We start from the raw sequence: 15,734 nt of genomic DNA, 5'->3' as shown, positions 1-15,734 counted from the left end.
TCGTCCGAGGTGCTGAGGTTCCCTGCACGACGGCGGCCGCGCACCGAATCGCGCTTGGCAAGAACCATTGATCACATTTCGTTTGCGGTGAAATGCTGATGCAGAATCCGCAAATACGGAACTAGACTCATTCCATGCCGCAAATACGAATCTCGGAGGCCGCTCGCTTCCTGGGTGTCAGCGACGACACCGTAAGGCGCTGGACGGAAAACGGAACGCTGACCGCCCAGAAAGACTCGGCCGGACGCCTCGCAGTGGACGGACTTGAACTCGCAACGCTTGCCCGCGGGCAATCACACCTTCCCAACGATCCCTCGCGGACAGGAAGCTCGGCCCGGAACCGGTTCGTTGGCCTGGTCACGGGCATCACCGCGGACAAGGTCATGGCTCAAGTGGAGCTTCAATGCGGGCCTTTCCGCGTGGTGTCACTCATGAGCAGTGAAGCCGTCACTGAGCTCGGCCTGGAACTTGGTTCGGTGGCCACCGCCGTGGTCAAGGCCACCACTGTCATCATCGAAACTCCCCAGGGAAAGAGCATCGTATGAGTCTCACCCATAAGCCGCTCAGCGCGCTGCTGCTTGCAGGAGTCCTTTCTGCCAGTCTGTCGGGCTGCGCTTCAGGGACCGCGGGTCCGGCCTCCGGCGGCGCTGCAACCTCGGGGCAGCCCTCCGGGGAGATCACCGTCTTCGCCGCAGCATCACTGAAAATGACCTTCACCCAATTGGCCGATGACTTCGAAGCCAAGAACCCGGGCACCAGGGTGAATCTGAGTTTCGCCGGCTCCTCCGACCTGGTCACGCAGATCACCCAAGGCGCCCCCGCCGACGTGTTCGCTTCAGCCGATACCAAGAACATGACCAAGCTTGCCGAGGCCAAACTCGTGGATGGTACGGCGACCGACTTCGCCACCAACGTCCTGGAGATTGCCGTCCCACCCAGCAATCCGGCGTCGATCTCTTCCTTTGCCGACTTGGCCAAACCCGGAGTCAAGGTGGTCACCTGCGCGAGCCAGGTGCCATGCGGGGCAGCCACGGACGCCGTTGAGAAGGCGAGCCGAACCATGTTGCGTCCGGTCAGCGAGGAATCGTCCGTCACGGATGTCCTCGGCAAGGTCACCTCGGGCGAAGCCGATGCAGGCCTGGTCTACGTCACGGACGTCAAGGGGGCCGGGGGCAAGGTCAAGGGCATCCCCTTCCCGGAATCAGACCAAGCCGTCAACACTTACCCCATAGCCACAGTGGGCACCAGCAAGAACAAGGCGTTGGCAGCGGCATTCATTGCCATGGTCACCGGCGACGCCGGCAAGAAGATCCTGGGCGACGCCGGCTTCGGCACGCCGTAGTGGTCCGGGAGCGCTGATGAAACGAGACGCCTCCGGGTACAACGGCATCCCGCGGTGGATCTATGCCGTGGCCGCTCTCGGAGGATTACTGGTGGTCCTGCCATTGGTGGCAATGCTGGCCAAGGTCAACTGGCCGCAGTTCATCCCACTCATCACGTCCGAGTCCTCGCTCGCAGCACTGAGCCTTAGCCTGCGAACCTCGGCCGCAAGCACGGTGCTCTGCATCGGGCTGGGTGTTCCTTTGGCGTTGGTGCTGGCGCGTGGCGACTTTCCAGGTCAGCGCCTGCTGAGGGCGTTTGTCCTCTTACCGCTGGTGCTGCCGCCCGTCGTCGGGGGCATCGCGCTGCTGTACACGTTTGGGCGCCAGGGCCTGCTGGGGAAGTCCTTGGAGGTGGCGGGAATCCAGATTGCATTTTCCACTACCGCGGTGGTCCTGGCCCAGACTTTTGTGGCCCTGCCGTTCCTGGTGGTCAGCCTGGAGGGGGCTCTGCGATCAGCCGGAAAGAAGTACGAAGCCGTCGCTGCGACACTCGGCGCCCGGCCAACCACGGTTCTCCGCCGGGTCACGCTCCCGTTGGTCCTGCCGGGGCTCGCGTCCGGTGCGGTGTTGTCCTTCGCACGCAGCTTGGGCGAATTCGGAGCCACCCTGACCTTCGCGGGAAGCCTGGAAGGGGTCACCCGCACGTTGCCGTTGGAGATCTATCTGCAGCGGGAGACCGACGCCGATGCCGCCGTCGCACTGTCCTTGGTGCTGGTGGCGGTGGCGGTTGCCGTGGTGGGGCTCAGCTACGGCCGCAGGCAGGGCAGTAAGCGCGTGGAGGTCCAATCGTGAGTTTTCAAATGCAGGCCAGCCTCGGCGCCAGGAATTTCGACATGTCCCTCAGGCTCAACGACGGCGAGACCGTTGCCATTCTTGGTCCCAACGGGGCCGGGAAATCGACGCTGTTGGGTGTGATCGCCGGACTGCTGCGGCCGGATTCCGGCGCGGCCACGATGGGCACAACGAAAAACGGCGAACGGGCGTTGTTCAACCTCGACGGCGACACTCGCTTGTGGAGCCCACCGCACCTCAGGGGGACCGCCCTACTGGCCCAGGAAGCCCTCCTGTTTCCCCACCTGAACGCGTTGGACAACGTGGCGTTCGGGCCGCGCAGTGCGGGGGCTTCGAAGGCGGACGCGCGGGAAACTGCCCGGCACTGGCTGGCGGAGGTTGATGCCTCGCCGCTGGCCGACAGGAAGCCCTCCCAAATGTCCGGCGGGCAGGCCCAACGGGTTGCGGTGGCGCGCGCTTTGGCAGCCGAACCGGAACTCCTCCTCCTTGACGAGCCCATGGCCGCACTTGATATCCATGCTGCCCCCTTGCTGCGCCGCGTGCTCAAGCGGGTTCTTGAGGGCCGCAAAGCCATCATTGTTACGCACGACGTCCTGGATGCCTACATGCTTGCCGATCGCGTCATCGTGGTGGAAAACGGAAGGATCGCCGAGCAAGGCCCTACACGCCAGGTCCTTGAAAGGCCCAGAAGCCATTTCGCAGCCGGCTTGGCAGGGCTTAACCTCGTTGCCGGCACCCTCAGCGAGGACGGGATTACGACGCCGGATGGCCGGGTTTTCGCCGGCCAGCACGACCCCGACTGGTCACCCCAGTCCGGCCAGGCAGGCGTGGCAGCGTTCCCGCCGTCGAGCGTTTCCGTTTTTCCCGGTGAGGTGCACGGCAGCCCGCGCAATTCCTTTCCCGTGGTCATCACGGACCTTGAACCACACGGCGACCAGATCAGGGTGCGCGCAAGTCTGGGGCAATCTGCGCAGGTCCTTTCCGCCGACATCACCCCGGCTGCTTCTGCCGATCTGGGCCTGGTGCCTGGCATGGAGGTGAGGTTCGTGGTCAAGTCCGCGTTGGTCTCGCTGTACCCGGCGTGAAATTCAGTCCCGGTACATCCGCTCGGCGTAGGAGGGTCCGTAGTAGGACTCCAACTCTTCCAGCGGTGTCTCCGGTTGGGTGTAGGCCTTGGACAGGACCGCGATGCTGGGCAGCCCTTCCGGTTCCCAGGTTTCAGGCTGCCACAAGCCGCTGCGCATGAAGGCCTTGCCGCAATGCGTGAAGACTTCGTCAACGGTGACCACAATGGCAGCTCGGGGTCGATGTCCCTTGACCACCATGTGATCGAAGAAATCGGCATCCCGGACAATCTGCGCCGTACCGTTGATCCGCAAGGTGTCCGTCCGGCCGGGGACTACGGACAGAATGCCGACGTTGGGGTTCTCCAGGATGTTGTGGAAACCGAAGGCCAGCTTGTTGCCGGGCCGCTCGGGGATGGCAATGGTCTGGTGATCCAGGACGTGGATGAATCCTGCGGGATCCCCCTTGGGAGAAGCGTCAACGCGACCCTGGGCGTCCGTGGTGGACACCACGCAAAAGGGGCTCGCGGCCAACCATTGGCGGTCAAAATCGCTGAGCGACGTACGCACTTTTTTTCGCGTGCGTTCAAGGGGCAGGCCTATGAGTTCTTCGAGTTCATCCGCGCTTGAAATGGTGTCCATGGCCCCAGCCTACGGGTGCGGAAGCTGCCTGTTATTCACATAGTCACGGTTTTGTCTGGACACGGGTTTCGCCGTGGGCAAACATGGAACCCAGTGGTCTGAAAATTAAAGTTGAGCGTAGTAGACTCAACTTTGAAAGCATCGGATCCACTCCAGAAAGGGAGCACTCTTTGGACGTCAAATTCACCACCAAAAGCCAGGAGGCCCTTTCTGCGGCCGCCATGAATGCCTCGACTGCCGGCAACCCGCAGCTTGAGCCCGCGCATCTGTTGAAGGCGCTGATGGACCAGCGTGAAGGCGTTGCAGTGGCCCTGCTGCGAGCCACCGGTGCCGACCCTGATGCCGTGAGCGTGCAGGCCAGCTCGGCTATCAAAGCGCTGCCGTCGTCCTCAGGCAGTTCTGTCCAGCAGGCACAATTGTCGCGCCAATCCATGCAGGCCATCCAGGCTGCCCAGAATGAGGCTGACAAACTTGGCGACTCCTTCGTCTCCACTGAACATCTTCTGTTGGGCCTCTCGGCAGGAAGTGACGCCGTCGGAAAGCTGATGCGCGACGCCGGTGCCTCCCATGAGGCGCTGCTCGCCGCCCTGCCGGGTGTCCGAGGGGACAGGAACGTCAACTCACCGGACCCGGAAAACACCTTCCAAGCGCTGGAGAAGTTCGGCACAGACCTCACTGCAGTTGCCCGTTCGGGCAAGCTGGACCCCGTGATCGGGCGCGACAGCGAGATCCGTCGTGTCGTTCAGGTCCTGAGCCGCCGCACCAAGAACAACCCCGTGCTGATTGGCGAGCCCGGCGTCGGCAAGACCGCCGTGGTTGAAGGACTCGCCCAGCGTATGGTGGCCGGTGACGTCCCGGAGAGCCTGCGCGGCAAGACGCTCATCGCGCTGGACCTGGCCTCCATGGTTGCCGGCGCAAAGTACCGCGGCGAGTTCGAAGAACGACTGAAGGCCGTGCTTGAGGAGATCAAGAACTCCAACGGCCAGATCGTCACGTTCATCGACGAAATCCACACAGTGGTAGGTGCAGGTGCAACGGGTGAAAGCGCCATGGATGCAGGCAACATGCTCAAGCCCATGCTGGCCCGGGGCGAGCTCCGCCTCATCGGCGCCACCACCTTGGATGAGTACCGCGAGAACATTGAAAAGGACCCGGCCCTGGAGCGCCGCTTCCAACAGGTCTACGTGGGCGAGCCCAGCGTGGAGGACACCATTGGTATCCTCCGCGGCCTGAAGGAGCGTTACGAGGCGCACCACAAAGTGGCCATCGCCGACTCCGCGTTGGTGGCCGCGGCAACGCTGTCCAACCGCTACATCTCGGGCCGGCAGCTCCCTGATAAGGCCATCGACCTCGTGGATGAGGCCGCGTCCCGGCTCCGCATGGAGATCGATTCCGCGCCGGAAGAGATCGACCAGCTGCGCCGCGCCGTTGACCGCTTGACTATGGAAGAGCTGGCCTTGCAAGGCGAGACCGATCCGGCATCGGTGGAACGACTGGCTGCCCTCCGCGCGGACAAAGCCGACAAGAACGAGGAACTCAGTGCCCTGAATGCGCGCTGGGAAGCCGAGAAGGCCGGGCTCAACCGGGTGGGCGAGCTCAAGGCAAGGATTGACGAACTGCGTTCCGCCGCGGACAAGTCCCAGCGCGAGGGCGACCTCGAATCGGCGTCGCGGATCCTTTACGGCGAGCTGCCCGCACTGGAACGGGAGTTGAGCGCCGCTGCAGAGGAAGAATCGGCCCGGAGCGAGTCAAAGCCCGAGTTGATGGTCGCCGAAGACGTGACTGCTGACGACATCGCCGAGGTGATCTCTGCCTGGACGGGGATCCCTGCCGGCCGCATGCTGCAAGGTGAGTCGCAGAAGCTGCTCCACATGGAAGAGGAGCTTGGCAAGCGCCTGATCGGGCAGAGCAAGGCTGTACAGGCTGTGTCCGATGCTGTGCGCCGTGCGCGCGCAGGCATCAGCGATCCCAATCGCCCCACGGGTTCGTTCCTGTTCCTTGGCCCCACCGGCGTAGGTAAGACGGAGCTGGCCAAGGCTTTGGCAGACTTCCTCTTTGACGACGAACGCGCCATGATCCGGATCGACATGTCCGAGTACAGCGAGAAGCATTCGGTGGCCCGCCTGGTGGGTGCCCCTCCCGGATACGTGGGCTATGAGGAGGGCGGCCAGCTGACTGAGGCTGTGCGGCGCAGGCCGTATTCCGTGGTGCTGCTGGACGAGGTGGAGAAGGCCCACCCGGAGGTCTTCGACATCCTCCTGCAGGTCCTCGACGACGGCCGGCTCACCGACGGTCAGGGCCGCACCGTGGACTTCCGCAACACCATCCTGGTGCTGACGTCCAACTCCGGAAGCCAGTTCCTGGTGGACCCCACCATGGACGCCAAGGCCAAGCGCGAGGCCGTCATGGCTGTGGTGCAGGCATCCTTCAAGCCGGAGTTCCTGAACCGCCTGGACGAGATCGTGCTCTTCGATCCGCTGTCCGTGGAGGAACTGGCCCGGATCGTGGAACTCCACGTGGCCGAGCTCAGCAACCGACTCCGGGATCGCCGCTTGAGCCTGGAAGTTTCGGACGGGGCGCGTGCATGGCTGGCCATGTCCGGGTTCGATCCCGCTTACGGTGCCCGACCCCTTCGCCGGCTCGTCCAGCGGGAGATCGGCGACCGTCTGGCCAAGGAGATCCTTGCCGGCGAAATCAGCGACGGAGACACCGTGCTGGTGGACACCGCAGCCGACCTGGACGAGCTCACCGTTGAGGGCCTCGAGGCACTGACCGGCCCCGACGGCGGCGCTCCCGTAGGAACGGGCCTTACGGTCCGCAGGAAGTAAAGTCCGCTTGAAGCAGCCCGCCGGATGCAAGCGCACCCGGCGGGCTACTTCTGCAGGAGGTCTTCCTTGATGGTGTTGCCCGAGTCCACCACGATGAAGCAATCGACGCGGCGGTCGCCCCGATCCCAACTGGTGGGGCTCGGGTAGACGTTTTGCTGAAGCAAGACGTAGTTATCGGCGGCCTCGGTGAGCTTGGCCACCGCGGTCTTGCACACCTCCCGACCCTTGTCCCGGAGGGCGTTGGTTCCGGGGAAGGAATCGTCGCCCGGGTACACGTGCACCCCAATGAGCTGGGCCGAGTGTTCGGTATCGCAGGCCACGGCGCGTGCCTCGCTGGCGTTGGGATCAAAGTCGGCGAAGCAGTCGCCCACCTGGAAGTCCTTGGAGTTGGCGTCACGGGGGAGTGGACCCGGGGTAGCAGTGGCGCTCGGGGTGGTGACAGCGGCTTCGGGCCGGGTTCCCAACAGATTCAGCAGTACCCAGATCACCACACCAATGAGTACGAGTACGCCCACTACGATCCCGCCGATGACCAATCTTTGCCTCTTGACTGGATCACCGTGGGGTTCTGGAGGCGACTCTTGACCTGGATAGGGTTGTTGACCCGGATCGGGCTGTTGCCCGGGATAAGGCTGCTGCCCCGGATACGGCATTTCGTAAGAAGGTGCTTGCCCGTCGCTGGGGGGCAGGGCGGGATCCGGCTGTGAACCTGGGTCGGGCACGAAATCAGGGTCGAGCTCGGGTGCAGGATCCGGCTGAAGTCCCGACGGCGGCGTCAACGGGGTTGTGGGTGGCTGCTCACCCGCCGCGGGTGGCTGATCGCCAGGGACCCGGGGTGGCTGCTCACCAGCTGCATGCGGTGGGTTTTTGGGCGCGGGCGGCACCCCATCCTTGTCCCCTTCGCGTGGTGAACCATCGCGCGGTGGAGTGTTGTCCTGGCTCATTTCCGGAGTGTGCCTTCCTGCTGTGACGCCGCATTGAGGCAGACTCTACCCAATTTTTGGCCTCCGGGGAGGTGTTTGGCCGTGGTTTTGGCCTGAGTCGGCAGGCGCGCGGGCCTGTGGTGGCGCGCAGGCACTCCTGAAAGCATGTAATCTAGACATACGACAAATTGACCAAACATTCCGGGGCCTCACCGATAGCCAAGGTGACCACCTCCGGTCCAAGTACAAAAGGGGGTCACGCCATGGGGCGCGGCCGTCAAAAGGCAAAAGCTACCAAGCAGGCTCGGGATATTAAGTACTACTCCCCGAACACTGACTATTCGGCACTTGAGCGGGAGCTCACGGGTCCGTCCAGTCGTGTCAAGAGCCACTTCCCCGACGATCCCCCGGAGCCGGACTATTCGGCTTATGAGGATAAGTACGCGGAAGACGACGACGACGAGGTTGACACCCGCCGGATCGGATAGCTGTCGCAACCAACAGGTGCCGTAGGCACTGAGTAGCGCACCGCCGTCGTACTTCAAGGTCAACGCGCATTTTCGGATGCCGTATATCTTTTGAAAAGGGCCCTCAGGGCACGCCAATCATTGGCGTACCCTGAGGGCCCTTTTTTGCGTAGGCTGGAGGTTCGAGTGCATCGAAAGGAACGCCATGCCGGAGGCTGACAGCTACAAGCAGGGGACACCATGTTGGGTGGACCTTTCCTCCAACGATATTGACGTTTCCAGGAAGTTCTACAGCGACCTCTTCGGATGGGAGCTGGATGCCATGGACGCCGGGAACGGTATGACCTATTACATGGCAAAGCTCAAAGGCCGCTACGTCGCGGGCATGATGCAGCAGATGCCCGATGCTCCGGAAGGGATGCCGTCCTACTGGGCAAATTACCTGGCGGTGGACTCGGCAGATGAAGCGGCGCAGCGCGTGGAAGCGGCTGGAGGAACCCTGCTTTCCCCTCCCGACTCCGTCCCGAACGGCTCAGGGCGTATGTTCTTCGCCACAGATCCCACCGGAGCCCAGATCGGGTTCTGGGAAGCAGGCAATCACCCGGGATCCGGCCTGGTCAATGAACCGGGCACCATGATTTGGAATGAGCTGCAAACACATGACGTCCCCAAAGCTGTAGCGTTCTACGAGGCTGTGACAGGGTGCGCCAGCGAAACTGAACCTGCCGGTGACCTGCAGGAGTACACCAGCCTGCTGGTGGAGGGACGACGGGTTGCAGGTGCCCTGAAGCTGCCTATTGAGGGGTTGTCGCCGTTCTGGATGACCTACTTCAACGTGGTGGACATTGATGCCACCTTGGGGCAGGCCGTTGAGTTGGGCAGCCACGTCATAGCCCCGGCCTTCGACGTGCCGGGAGTAGGTCGCATGGCCGTCCTCATGGATCCTGCCGGGGCAGCATTCAGCATCATGACGGGGCTTGAAGCATGACGGCACGGAAACGTTACGCCAGCGGTGAGCCGTGCTGGGCTGACCTTCAGACCAGGGACGTGGCCGCGGCCAAGGATTTCTATCACCAGGTCTTCGGGTGGAGTTTCAAGGACCTTCCCACTCCTGATGGCCGAAGCTACGCGCAAGCCTTCGTCAAGGATCAACTGGTGGCCGTGATCGCGCCGCAGAACCCCATGCAGGAGGCGGCCGGAACGCATGGCCAGTGGAACATCTATTTCGCTGCCACGGACACTGAAGAAATTGCCGACGACGCCGTTCACGCAGGCGGCAAGCTCCAGTTTGGTCCCGAGGCTGTCGCGGACACGGGGGTCCTGGCGTTCATCGAACCCCCCGGCGGCGGAACCACTGGCGTTTGGCAGGCTGGAACGCACGTGGGAAGTCATCTGTTCAATGAGCCCGGCGCATTGGCGTGGGCTGAACTGTTGACGCCCGAGCCACAGTCCGCCGTCGCGTTTTTCCAGCAGCTTTTCGGTCATGAGGTCACCGAATACCCCCAGGACGACGGCGGCAGCTACAGCACGCTGATGGTCAAGGGCGACGAAGTAGCCGGTATCGTTCCTGCCGATGAAGGCGACGAGGCTGGTTGGCAGATCTACTTCGGTGTAGCGGACCTGCGCAAAGCCGTGGAAGCGGCAGTCGCAGCCGGGGGAGAGCTCCTCGTGGAGCCGGAGGACAAGCCCGAGATGGGATCGCTGGCCACCATCCAGGACCCGCAGGGCGGAATCCTGAGCCTGATCCAGGTCTAGGAAGAGCAAAAGAGCGGCCGGTAGTCCAAGACTGCCCGGCCGCTCTTTCTAAGAGGCGATATATCTCTTAGGCGTACGCGTTCACCAAACGGACGGCGCCGCCGTCGACGCCCTTGGCGCCCTGGACGTAGTCCGGGCCGGTCTTGTCGATCGAGTCGCTGTCAGCCGAGACGGTGCCCATGACCCAGGACGGAAGGCCGCGGTCATTGAGGCGGGCCACTGCAGCGTCTGCTGCTTCGGCGGAAACAATGGCAACCATGCCCACGCCGAGGTTCAGCGTGCGCTCCAGGTCGGCCAACGGCACGTTGCCGAGCTCGGAGACCAGCTTGAAGATGGCCGGGAGTTCCCAGGTGTTGCGGTCAACCGTGGCCACGAGGCCCTGCGGGAGGACGCGGGCCAGGTTGGCGGCCAGGCCACCACCGGTGACGTGGCTGAAGCCGTGGACTGCCGCGCCGCCCGTAACGGGGAAGGTGCGGGCAAGGTCGAGGCAGTCAGCTGCGTAAACGCGGGTCGGCTCCAGGAGTTCTTCGCCCAAGGTGCGCCCGAGCTCGGAAACCTGGCGGTCCAGGGCCCAACCGGCGTGGTTGATGACGCGGCGGACCAGTGAGTAGCCGTTGGAGTGCAGGCCCGAGGAGGCCATACCGATCACGACGTCACCGGCGCGGACACGGTCCGGGCCGAGGAGGGCGTCGGCCTCGACGATGCCGGTTGCGGCACCTGCGACGTCGTACTCGTGCTCACCCAGGAGGCCCGGGTGCTCAGCGGTTTCGCCACCCACCAGGGCGGTGCCGGCAACGGAGCAGGCAGCAGCGATACCGCGGACGATGTCTGCGATCCGCTCCGGAACAACCTTGCCGCACGCGATGTAGTCGGTCATGTAGAGCGGCTCAGCACCTACAACGACGATGTCGTCCACCACCATGCCCACCAGGTCGAAACCGATGGTGTCGTGGATGTCCATGGCCTGCGCGATGGCTACCTTGGTGCCAACACCGTCAGTGGACGTGGCCAGCAGCGGCTTCTTGTAGGTGAGCAGTTTGGAGACGTCGTACAGGCCAGCGAAACCGCCGACGCCGCCAATCACCGAAGAGTTGTGTGTCGCCTTGATGGCGCCCTTCATGAGTTCGACTGCGCGGTCGCCCGCTTCAACGTCGACACCAGCAGAAGCGTAGGTGATGCCTGTTTTGTTCGGGGTGCTTCCAGCGGCGGGGGTTGCGGAGCTCATACAGACTCTTTCTTGTCGGCGTCGGTCAAACGATCAGCGTCGGTCAGCAGGTTCTCGAATTCGGCGTCGGGTCCGGGATCGCAACCCGTGGCGCCCGGCTTGTCGGCCGGATCCTCGGAATCGTCCACAGACTCGGACTGGGCAGCTGGTTCCAGGCCGCCCAGGTCCGTGCGTTCCAGCAGGTTCTTGCCCAGCTTGTCCGCGTGCGGCAGCTCGATGGGGTACTTGCCGGTGAAGCAGGCCGTGCAGAGGCGTTCGCGCGGCTGCTGGGTAGCGCCGATCATGCCGTCCTCGGAGATGTAGGCCAGCGAGTCAGCGCCGATGGCCTGGGAGATCTCCTCGATGGTGGCGCCGTTGGCGATCAGTTCCGCGCGGGACGCGAAGTCGATGCCGTAGAAGCAGGGCCACTGGACAGGAGGGGAAGAAATCTTGACGTGCACCGCGGCGGCACCGGCTTCCCGGAGCATCCGGACGATGGCGCGCTGGGTGTTGCCGCGAACGATGGAATCGTCCACCACCACAATGCGCTTTCCGCGGATCACGGATTCCAGGGCATTGAGCTTGAGCCGGATACCCAGCTGGCGCAGGGTCTGCGACGGCTGGATGAACGTGCGGCCCACGTAGGCGTTCTTGACGAAGCCATGGGCAAAGGGGATTCCGGATTGTTCGGCGTACCCAACAGCTGCGGGGGTACCGGACTCGGGAACGGGAATGACGAGGTCGGCCTCGTGCGTGTTTTCGCGGGCCAACTGGCGGCCCATCTCAACGCGTGCCTCGTACACGGAGCGGCCGGCGATGGCAGCGTCCGGACGGGCGAGGTACACGTACTCGAAGACGCAGCCGGCAGGGGTTGCCTCGGCAAAGCGCTGCGAACGGACGCCGTCCTCGTCGATGGCAATGAACTCGCCCGGCTCGATCTCGCGGATGAAGCTCGCACCAACAGTGGCCAGGCCTGCCTGCTCGGAAGCGACAACCCAGCCGCGGTCCAGGCGGCCAAGACACAGCGGACGGATGCCGTAGGTATCGCGGGCTGCGTAGAGGGTTCCTTCGTCCATGAAGACGAAGCAGAAGCCACCTTTGATCTTGGGCAGCAGCTCCAGTGCAGTCTGCTCCAGGGTCTTGCCCTCTTCGCCCTCAAGGAGCGCGGTCACCAGCGCGGTGTCCGAGGTGTTGCCCTGCTTCATTTCACCGGTCAGCTGGCCGTCGTTGCGCTCAAGGATCATTTCCCGGAGCTCAGCGGTGTTGGTCAGGTTGCCATTGTGGGCCAAGGCAACAGTGCCGGTTGCTGTCGCACCCAGGGTTGGCTGCGCGTTGGCCCAGTGGCTTGCACCGGTGGTGGAGTACCGGCAGTGGCCAACAGCCAAGTGCCCGGTAAGGGTGTTCAGGGTTGTCTCATCGAAGACCTGGGACACAAGGCCCATGTCCTTATAGACATTAATGCGCTTGCCGTCACTGGTAGCTATACCAGCCGATTCTTGTCCGCGGTGCTGCAGCGCATACAGCCCGTAATAGGTGAGTTTTGCTACTTCTTCACCGGGAGCCCAAACCCCAAAGACGCCACAAGCGTCCTGAGGGCCTTTTTCGCCGGGGAGAAGATCATGAGAAAGTTTTCCGTCGCCACGTGCCACTGGTCGATTGTCTCATGTTGTGGCCGTGGTACGTTCCCCCGCAGCCTATGTGACCCTTTGATTGGGCGCAGAACAGGGGTGTTCCGTCGAAAATGCGGTGTGTCTCACATTTGGCTCCCCTCCGAAGAGGCGGGCCGGGCGCCCGACTTAGCGGACGTCGTCGTTCTCTGGTCCTTCGTCCGGAACCGAATCCGGAACGGGCTCAACCACGGCGCGCTGTGAGCGCTTGACGCTGATGCGGTCCAGGATCAGGGCAAGGATGGAGAAGAGGATGACGCCGCCGCCCGCACAAACGATGAGGAAGAAGCCGAACACTGTTCCGGCGTCGAAAGCGGGGTCGGCTTGGCGGCCGTACGCGATGATGGCGGCCACGATTGCACCAACCACTGCTCCCAAAATCATGAAGGGTACAAACTTGGGTGCCCGGCGGACCGTGATCTCGCGGCGGGCGGAGTTGGGGGTAGTGTCCTCTGAAGCCATGCCTTCAAGCGTACCGTTCCCCGCCGATTCGACAGTTAATGCCAATGTCCTTGAAGAACATTGGCATTAACTGGAACTCGGCGGGAATGGGTCAGCTGCCGCGGTACGTCGAGAATGCGAACGGGCTCAGCAGGAGCGGCACGTGATAGTGCTCGCCGGCGTCGGAAACTGTGAAGTTCAGGTCCACTTCAGGGAAGAACGTCTCAGTGCCGAGGCCCTCGTAGTAGGCGCCGGTGGCGAAATTCAGCCGGTAAGCGCCGCCCGGAATCCGCTCCGGTCCGAGGGTCTTGATGCGCCCGTCGGCGTCGGTTTCACCCTTCGCCACCAGGGTCCAGTTGTCACCTTCACGGACATAAAGTACGACGGCGACACCCGCCGCCGGGCGGCCGGAACCTGTGTCCAGGATGTGGGTGGTTACTTGTGAAGCGCTCATGCGTTGACTCCTTCGCTGACCAAGCCGGAGAGGCGCAACAATGCGATCTCCCGCAGCTGTCCAGCCACAATTGTGTCTTCTTCTTCGGGGGTGTGGGTGATGCGTTCCTGAAGGGTGCTGAGGATCTCCTGGGCGCTGCGGCCGGCGGCACGGATCAGGAAGACCCTGCCGAACTCTTCCTCGTAGGCGCGGTTGCACTCAGCCAGGGCGGTGGTGGTGTGGCTGTCTCCAGGATCCACTCCGGCCTGCTCCGAACGCGACATTGCGGCCTCGGTGGTCTGGGCCTTGGGGCGTTCGCCGATGCGGGGGTGGTGTGCCATGGCTGACTCCACCTCGGCGGTGGTGAACGGTTCGGCGGCGCGCTGGGCGTGGCCCAGCAGTTCGTCGACGGTGGCGAAGGGCCGCGCGTCAGCGATGGCCTCCACCCAGCGGCTGATATCCAGGCAGGGGGTCAGGATCCTGATGGCCTCGTCCCGGTCAACACTGTTGAATTCTGCAAGCTCCATGCTTGTGACATCCTCGTGCAAATGCTGGCATCCATGGTGTGGGCTATGCGGAACTCCTGCTGGTGCAAGAGGAAGCCTTTGCTTCAAGCTTCCGCATCATGGAACTGTTATTTCAGCATACGTAATTCAGTTAAGCCGAGTGATCGGCCCGGTGTCAAGAGACTACCGTCCTGTGGCGCCGTGTCCGCACTGTCAGGTACAGGCGATGGGCGGTGATTACCAAGGCCAACCATGCCACGCCGATAGCCCAGGCTGCCAGCACATCCGTCAGCCAGTGGTGGCCAAGGTAGACGCGGCTAAGGCCCATGGTGAAGGCAAAGACCCCGGCCACAAGTATGGTGACGACCCGTGCCCGCAAGGTCTTGAGCCGCAGGATGATCAGGTAGGCCACGATGCCGGCAATCACGATGGAGTTCAGTGAATGGCCGCTGGGGAAGGATGCGGAATGCTCGTAGGGAGGAATGGCGTCCGCGATGTCGGGGCGGGCGCGGCCGAAGATCGGCTTGCCCAAGATGGTGATGACCAGTGAGCCCAGCCCGGCAGCAAGCATCAGGATGACCGGTGTCCATGATCGCCGCTTGGTGGCCAGGAAGATCATGATGCCAACGGCAAGAATGGGCATGCCCACGGTGCCGCCAATATTCGTATAGGCGGTGGTGGCTGAGTCCAGGGCGGGAGAGCGGACGCTCTTTGCTGCGGCCAGGACGGGATCGTCCAAACCTGCAACGCCGTCGGCTTCCGTCACGGACTCGTAGACTTCGCCGAAAACCAGGGCCAGCGAGAGGGCTGCAGCGAGCCCTACTATCAAGGTGATGATGAGCGCGGTGTAGGGCCCCAGCAGTGACGTGGCCTTTTCGGCGCCCCGGGCAAGTGTCCGGCCCGCGGGGGATTTCCAGTTGGTCAGGTCCTGCCCGGCGATGAACCTGTCCTGGCTTACTTCGCCGCGGACGCCTTGCCCCGGCGCCTCTTTTCCTTCAGTCGTCACTCATGTCCCCTATCCGTGGCGGCCTCAGTATTGGTGAGCAACCTTAGCAGTTGCTGCCCGGAGGTTCCTGGGAGTGCCATGCGGACAAGGTTGCGCTACGTCGCGTTTACGTCGCGTTGTGAGGAAGCGGTTGGCCCACTTTGACCAGCAGCGTCTGCTCCGGGCCAAGCATTTTGCCGCCCTCACTGGTTGGCCGCAGCTCCGGGACGGGCTGACCCGAGACGGGATCGATGAGGACGGAATGTTCCTCTCCCTGGGTGAAGGCGTTGCGCTCGCCCCATTGCCGGAGGCTGAGGACCAGGGTGAACAGATCGCGCCCCGCATCGGTCAGCTCGTATTCGCTTCGGGTGCCTCGTTCGTTGGGAATCCTGGTCAGGATGCCTCTCTCCACCAAGAGGCGGAGCCGGTCCGAAAGGATGTTCTTAGCCACGCCCAGTGATCTCTCGAATTCGGTGAAGCGCCGTTTTCCGTCCAGCGAGTCACGAATGATGAGCAGGGTCCATTTGTCGCCCACCAGGTCCACGGCTCTGGCGATGGGGCATTCAGGATCCGTCCATCCACCTTCACTTGGTTGCAACATGAAACCATTCTGCCATAAGGTCACATGGTTGCATTATGAAACCA

The 15,734-nt window shown here is 63.1% G+C and carries 17 protein-coding genes; 8 read left to right on the top strand and 9 right to left on the bottom strand.

The window, feature by feature from the left end; genetic code table 11:
* Positions 1 to 134 precede the first annotated feature (134 nt).
* Genes AYX22_RS19015 through AYX22_RS19000 form a run of 4 tightly spaced genes read left to right on the top strand, consistent with a single transcriptional unit; the run spans position 135 to position 3,259 of the window.
* Positions 135 to 545 carry a TOBE domain-containing protein gene (locus AYX22_RS19015; protein ID WP_207595002.1) on the top strand — a complete coding sequence of 137 codons (411 nt, stop codon included), beginning with the start codon at positions 135 to 137 and terminating at the stop codon, positions 543 to 545.
* Positions 542 to 1,342 (top strand): molybdate ABC transporter substrate-binding protein, encoded by an 801-nt coding sequence (gene modA / locus AYX22_RS19010; RefSeq protein WP_207595000.1) that lies wholly within the window; start codon positions 542 to 544, stop codon positions 1,340 to 1,342. Before AYX22_RS19015 ends, modA begins: the two co-directional genes overlap by 4 nt.
* A gap of 13 nt (positions 1,343 to 1,355) precedes the next feature.
* Complete coding sequence (locus AYX22_RS19005; RefSeq protein ID WP_207597653.1) at positions 1,356 to 2,174, top strand: ABC transporter permease; 819 nt, start codon at positions 1,356 to 1,358, stop codon at positions 2,172 to 2,174.
* Positions 2,171 to 3,259: an ATP-binding cassette domain-containing protein gene (locus tag AYX22_RS19000; RefSeq protein ID WP_207594998.1), complete on the top strand. Its 1,089-nt coding sequence runs from the start codon at positions 2,171 to 2,173 to the stop codon at positions 3,257 to 3,259. The genes AYX22_RS19005 and AYX22_RS19000 overlap by 4 nt, the downstream gene beginning before the upstream one ends.
* A 3-nt stretch (positions 3,260 to 3,262) precedes the next feature.
* Here the strand turns inward: AYX22_RS19000 and AYX22_RS18995 are convergent, their stop codons facing one another.
* Complete coding sequence (locus tag AYX22_RS18995; protein WP_207594996.1) at positions 3,263 to 3,880, bottom strand: pyridoxamine 5'-phosphate oxidase family protein; 618 nt, start codon at positions 3,878 to 3,880, stop codon at positions 3,263 to 3,265.
* A gap of 170 nt (positions 3,881 to 4,050) precedes the next feature.
* Here AYX22_RS18995 and clpB point away from each other — a divergent pair, with 170 nt between their 5' ends.
* Positions 4,051 to 6,708, top strand: coding sequence for an ATP-dependent chaperone ClpB (gene clpB, locus AYX22_RS18990; protein ID WP_207594994.1), 2,658 nt, complete (start codon positions 4,051 to 4,053; stop codon positions 6,706 to 6,708).
* A 44-nt stretch (positions 6,709 to 6,752) separates the two neighbouring features.
* Here the strand turns inward: clpB and AYX22_RS24165 are convergent, their stop codons facing one another.
* Positions 6,753 to 7,223: a septum formation family protein gene (locus tag AYX22_RS24165; RefSeq protein WP_242703407.1), complete on the bottom strand. Its 471-nt coding sequence runs from the start codon at positions 7,221 to 7,223 to the stop codon at positions 6,753 to 6,755.
* Positions 7,224 to 7,894: 671 nt separating this feature from the next.
* Here AYX22_RS24165 and AYX22_RS18980 point away from each other — a divergent pair.
* The 3 genes from AYX22_RS18980 to AYX22_RS18970 all read left to right on the top strand — a co-directional run bounded on the left by AYX22_RS18980 (position 7,895) and on the right by AYX22_RS18970 (position 9,853).
* Complete coding sequence (locus AYX22_RS18980; RefSeq protein WP_011776148.1) at positions 7,895 to 8,119, top strand: DUF3073 domain-containing protein; 225 nt, start codon at positions 7,895 to 7,897, stop codon at positions 8,117 to 8,119.
* Between the two features lie 184 nt (positions 8,120 to 8,303).
* On the top strand, positions 8,304 to 9,086 hold the full coding sequence (locus AYX22_RS18975) for a VOC family protein (RefSeq protein ID WP_207594992.1): 783 nt from the start codon (positions 8,304 to 8,306) through the stop codon (positions 9,084 to 9,086).
* The gene (locus AYX22_RS18970; RefSeq protein WP_207594990.1) at positions 9,083 to 9,853 is read left to right on the top strand and encodes a VOC family protein; all 771 of its coding nucleotides are present in this window, start codon (positions 9,083 to 9,085) and stop codon (positions 9,851 to 9,853) included. The genes AYX22_RS18975 and AYX22_RS18970 overlap by 4 nt, the downstream gene beginning before the upstream one ends.
* A gap of 67 nt (positions 9,854 to 9,920) precedes the next feature.
* Here the strand turns inward: AYX22_RS18970 and purM are convergent, their stop codons facing one another.
* The 7 genes from purM to AYX22_RS18935 all read right to left on the bottom strand — a co-directional run bounded on the left by purM (position 9,921) and on the right by AYX22_RS18935 (position 15,690).
* Positions 9,921 to 11,078: a phosphoribosylformylglycinamidine cyclo-ligase gene (purM, locus tag AYX22_RS18965; protein ID WP_207594988.1), complete on the bottom strand. Its 1,158-nt coding sequence runs from the start codon at positions 11,076 to 11,078 to the stop codon at positions 9,921 to 9,923.
* A complete protein-coding gene (gene purF, locus AYX22_RS18960) occupies positions 11,075 to 12,706 on the bottom strand; it encodes an amidophosphoribosyltransferase (protein WP_207594986.1) in 1,632 nt (543 codons plus the stop codon). Before purF ends, purM begins: the two co-directional genes overlap by 4 nt.
* Before the next feature lie 147 nt (positions 12,707 to 12,853).
* On the bottom strand, positions 12,854 to 13,186 hold the full coding sequence (locus AYX22_RS18955; RefSeq protein WP_207594984.1) for a hypothetical protein: 333 nt from the start codon (positions 13,184 to 13,186) through the stop codon (positions 12,854 to 12,856).
* Positions 13,187 to 13,277: 91 nt separating this feature from the next.
* Complete coding sequence (gene uraH, locus AYX22_RS18950; protein ID WP_207594982.1) at positions 13,278 to 13,619, bottom strand: hydroxyisourate hydrolase; 342 nt, start codon at positions 13,617 to 13,619, stop codon at positions 13,278 to 13,280.
* Positions 13,616 to 14,125, bottom strand: coding sequence for a 2-oxo-4-hydroxy-4-carboxy-5-ureidoimidazoline decarboxylase (gene uraD / locus AYX22_RS18945; RefSeq protein WP_207594980.1), 510 nt, complete (start codon positions 14,123 to 14,125; stop codon positions 13,616 to 13,618). Before uraD ends, uraH begins: the two co-directional genes overlap by 4 nt.
* 154 nt (positions 14,126 to 14,279) lie before the next feature.
* Complete coding sequence (locus tag AYX22_RS18940; RefSeq protein ID WP_207594978.1) at positions 14,280 to 15,110, bottom strand: phosphatase PAP2 family protein; 831 nt, start codon at positions 15,108 to 15,110, stop codon at positions 14,280 to 14,282.
* A 106-nt stretch (positions 15,111 to 15,216) separates the two neighbouring features.
* Positions 15,217 to 15,690, bottom strand: a complete 474-nt coding sequence (locus AYX22_RS18935) for a helix-turn-helix domain-containing protein (protein WP_207594976.1) — start codon at positions 15,688 to 15,690, stop codon at positions 15,217 to 15,219.
* Between the last annotated feature and the right edge of the window lie 44 nt (positions 15,691 to 15,734).

Origin of the sequence: Arthrobacter sp. D5-1 (genome assembly GCF_017357425.1) — a bacterium.
Classification (GTDB): domain Bacteria; phylum Actinomycetota; class Actinomycetes; order Actinomycetales; family Micrococcaceae; genus Arthrobacter.
The sequence above is the reverse complement of the archived record's forward strand: the minus strand, read 5'-3'. Positions and strand labels throughout refer to the sequence as shown.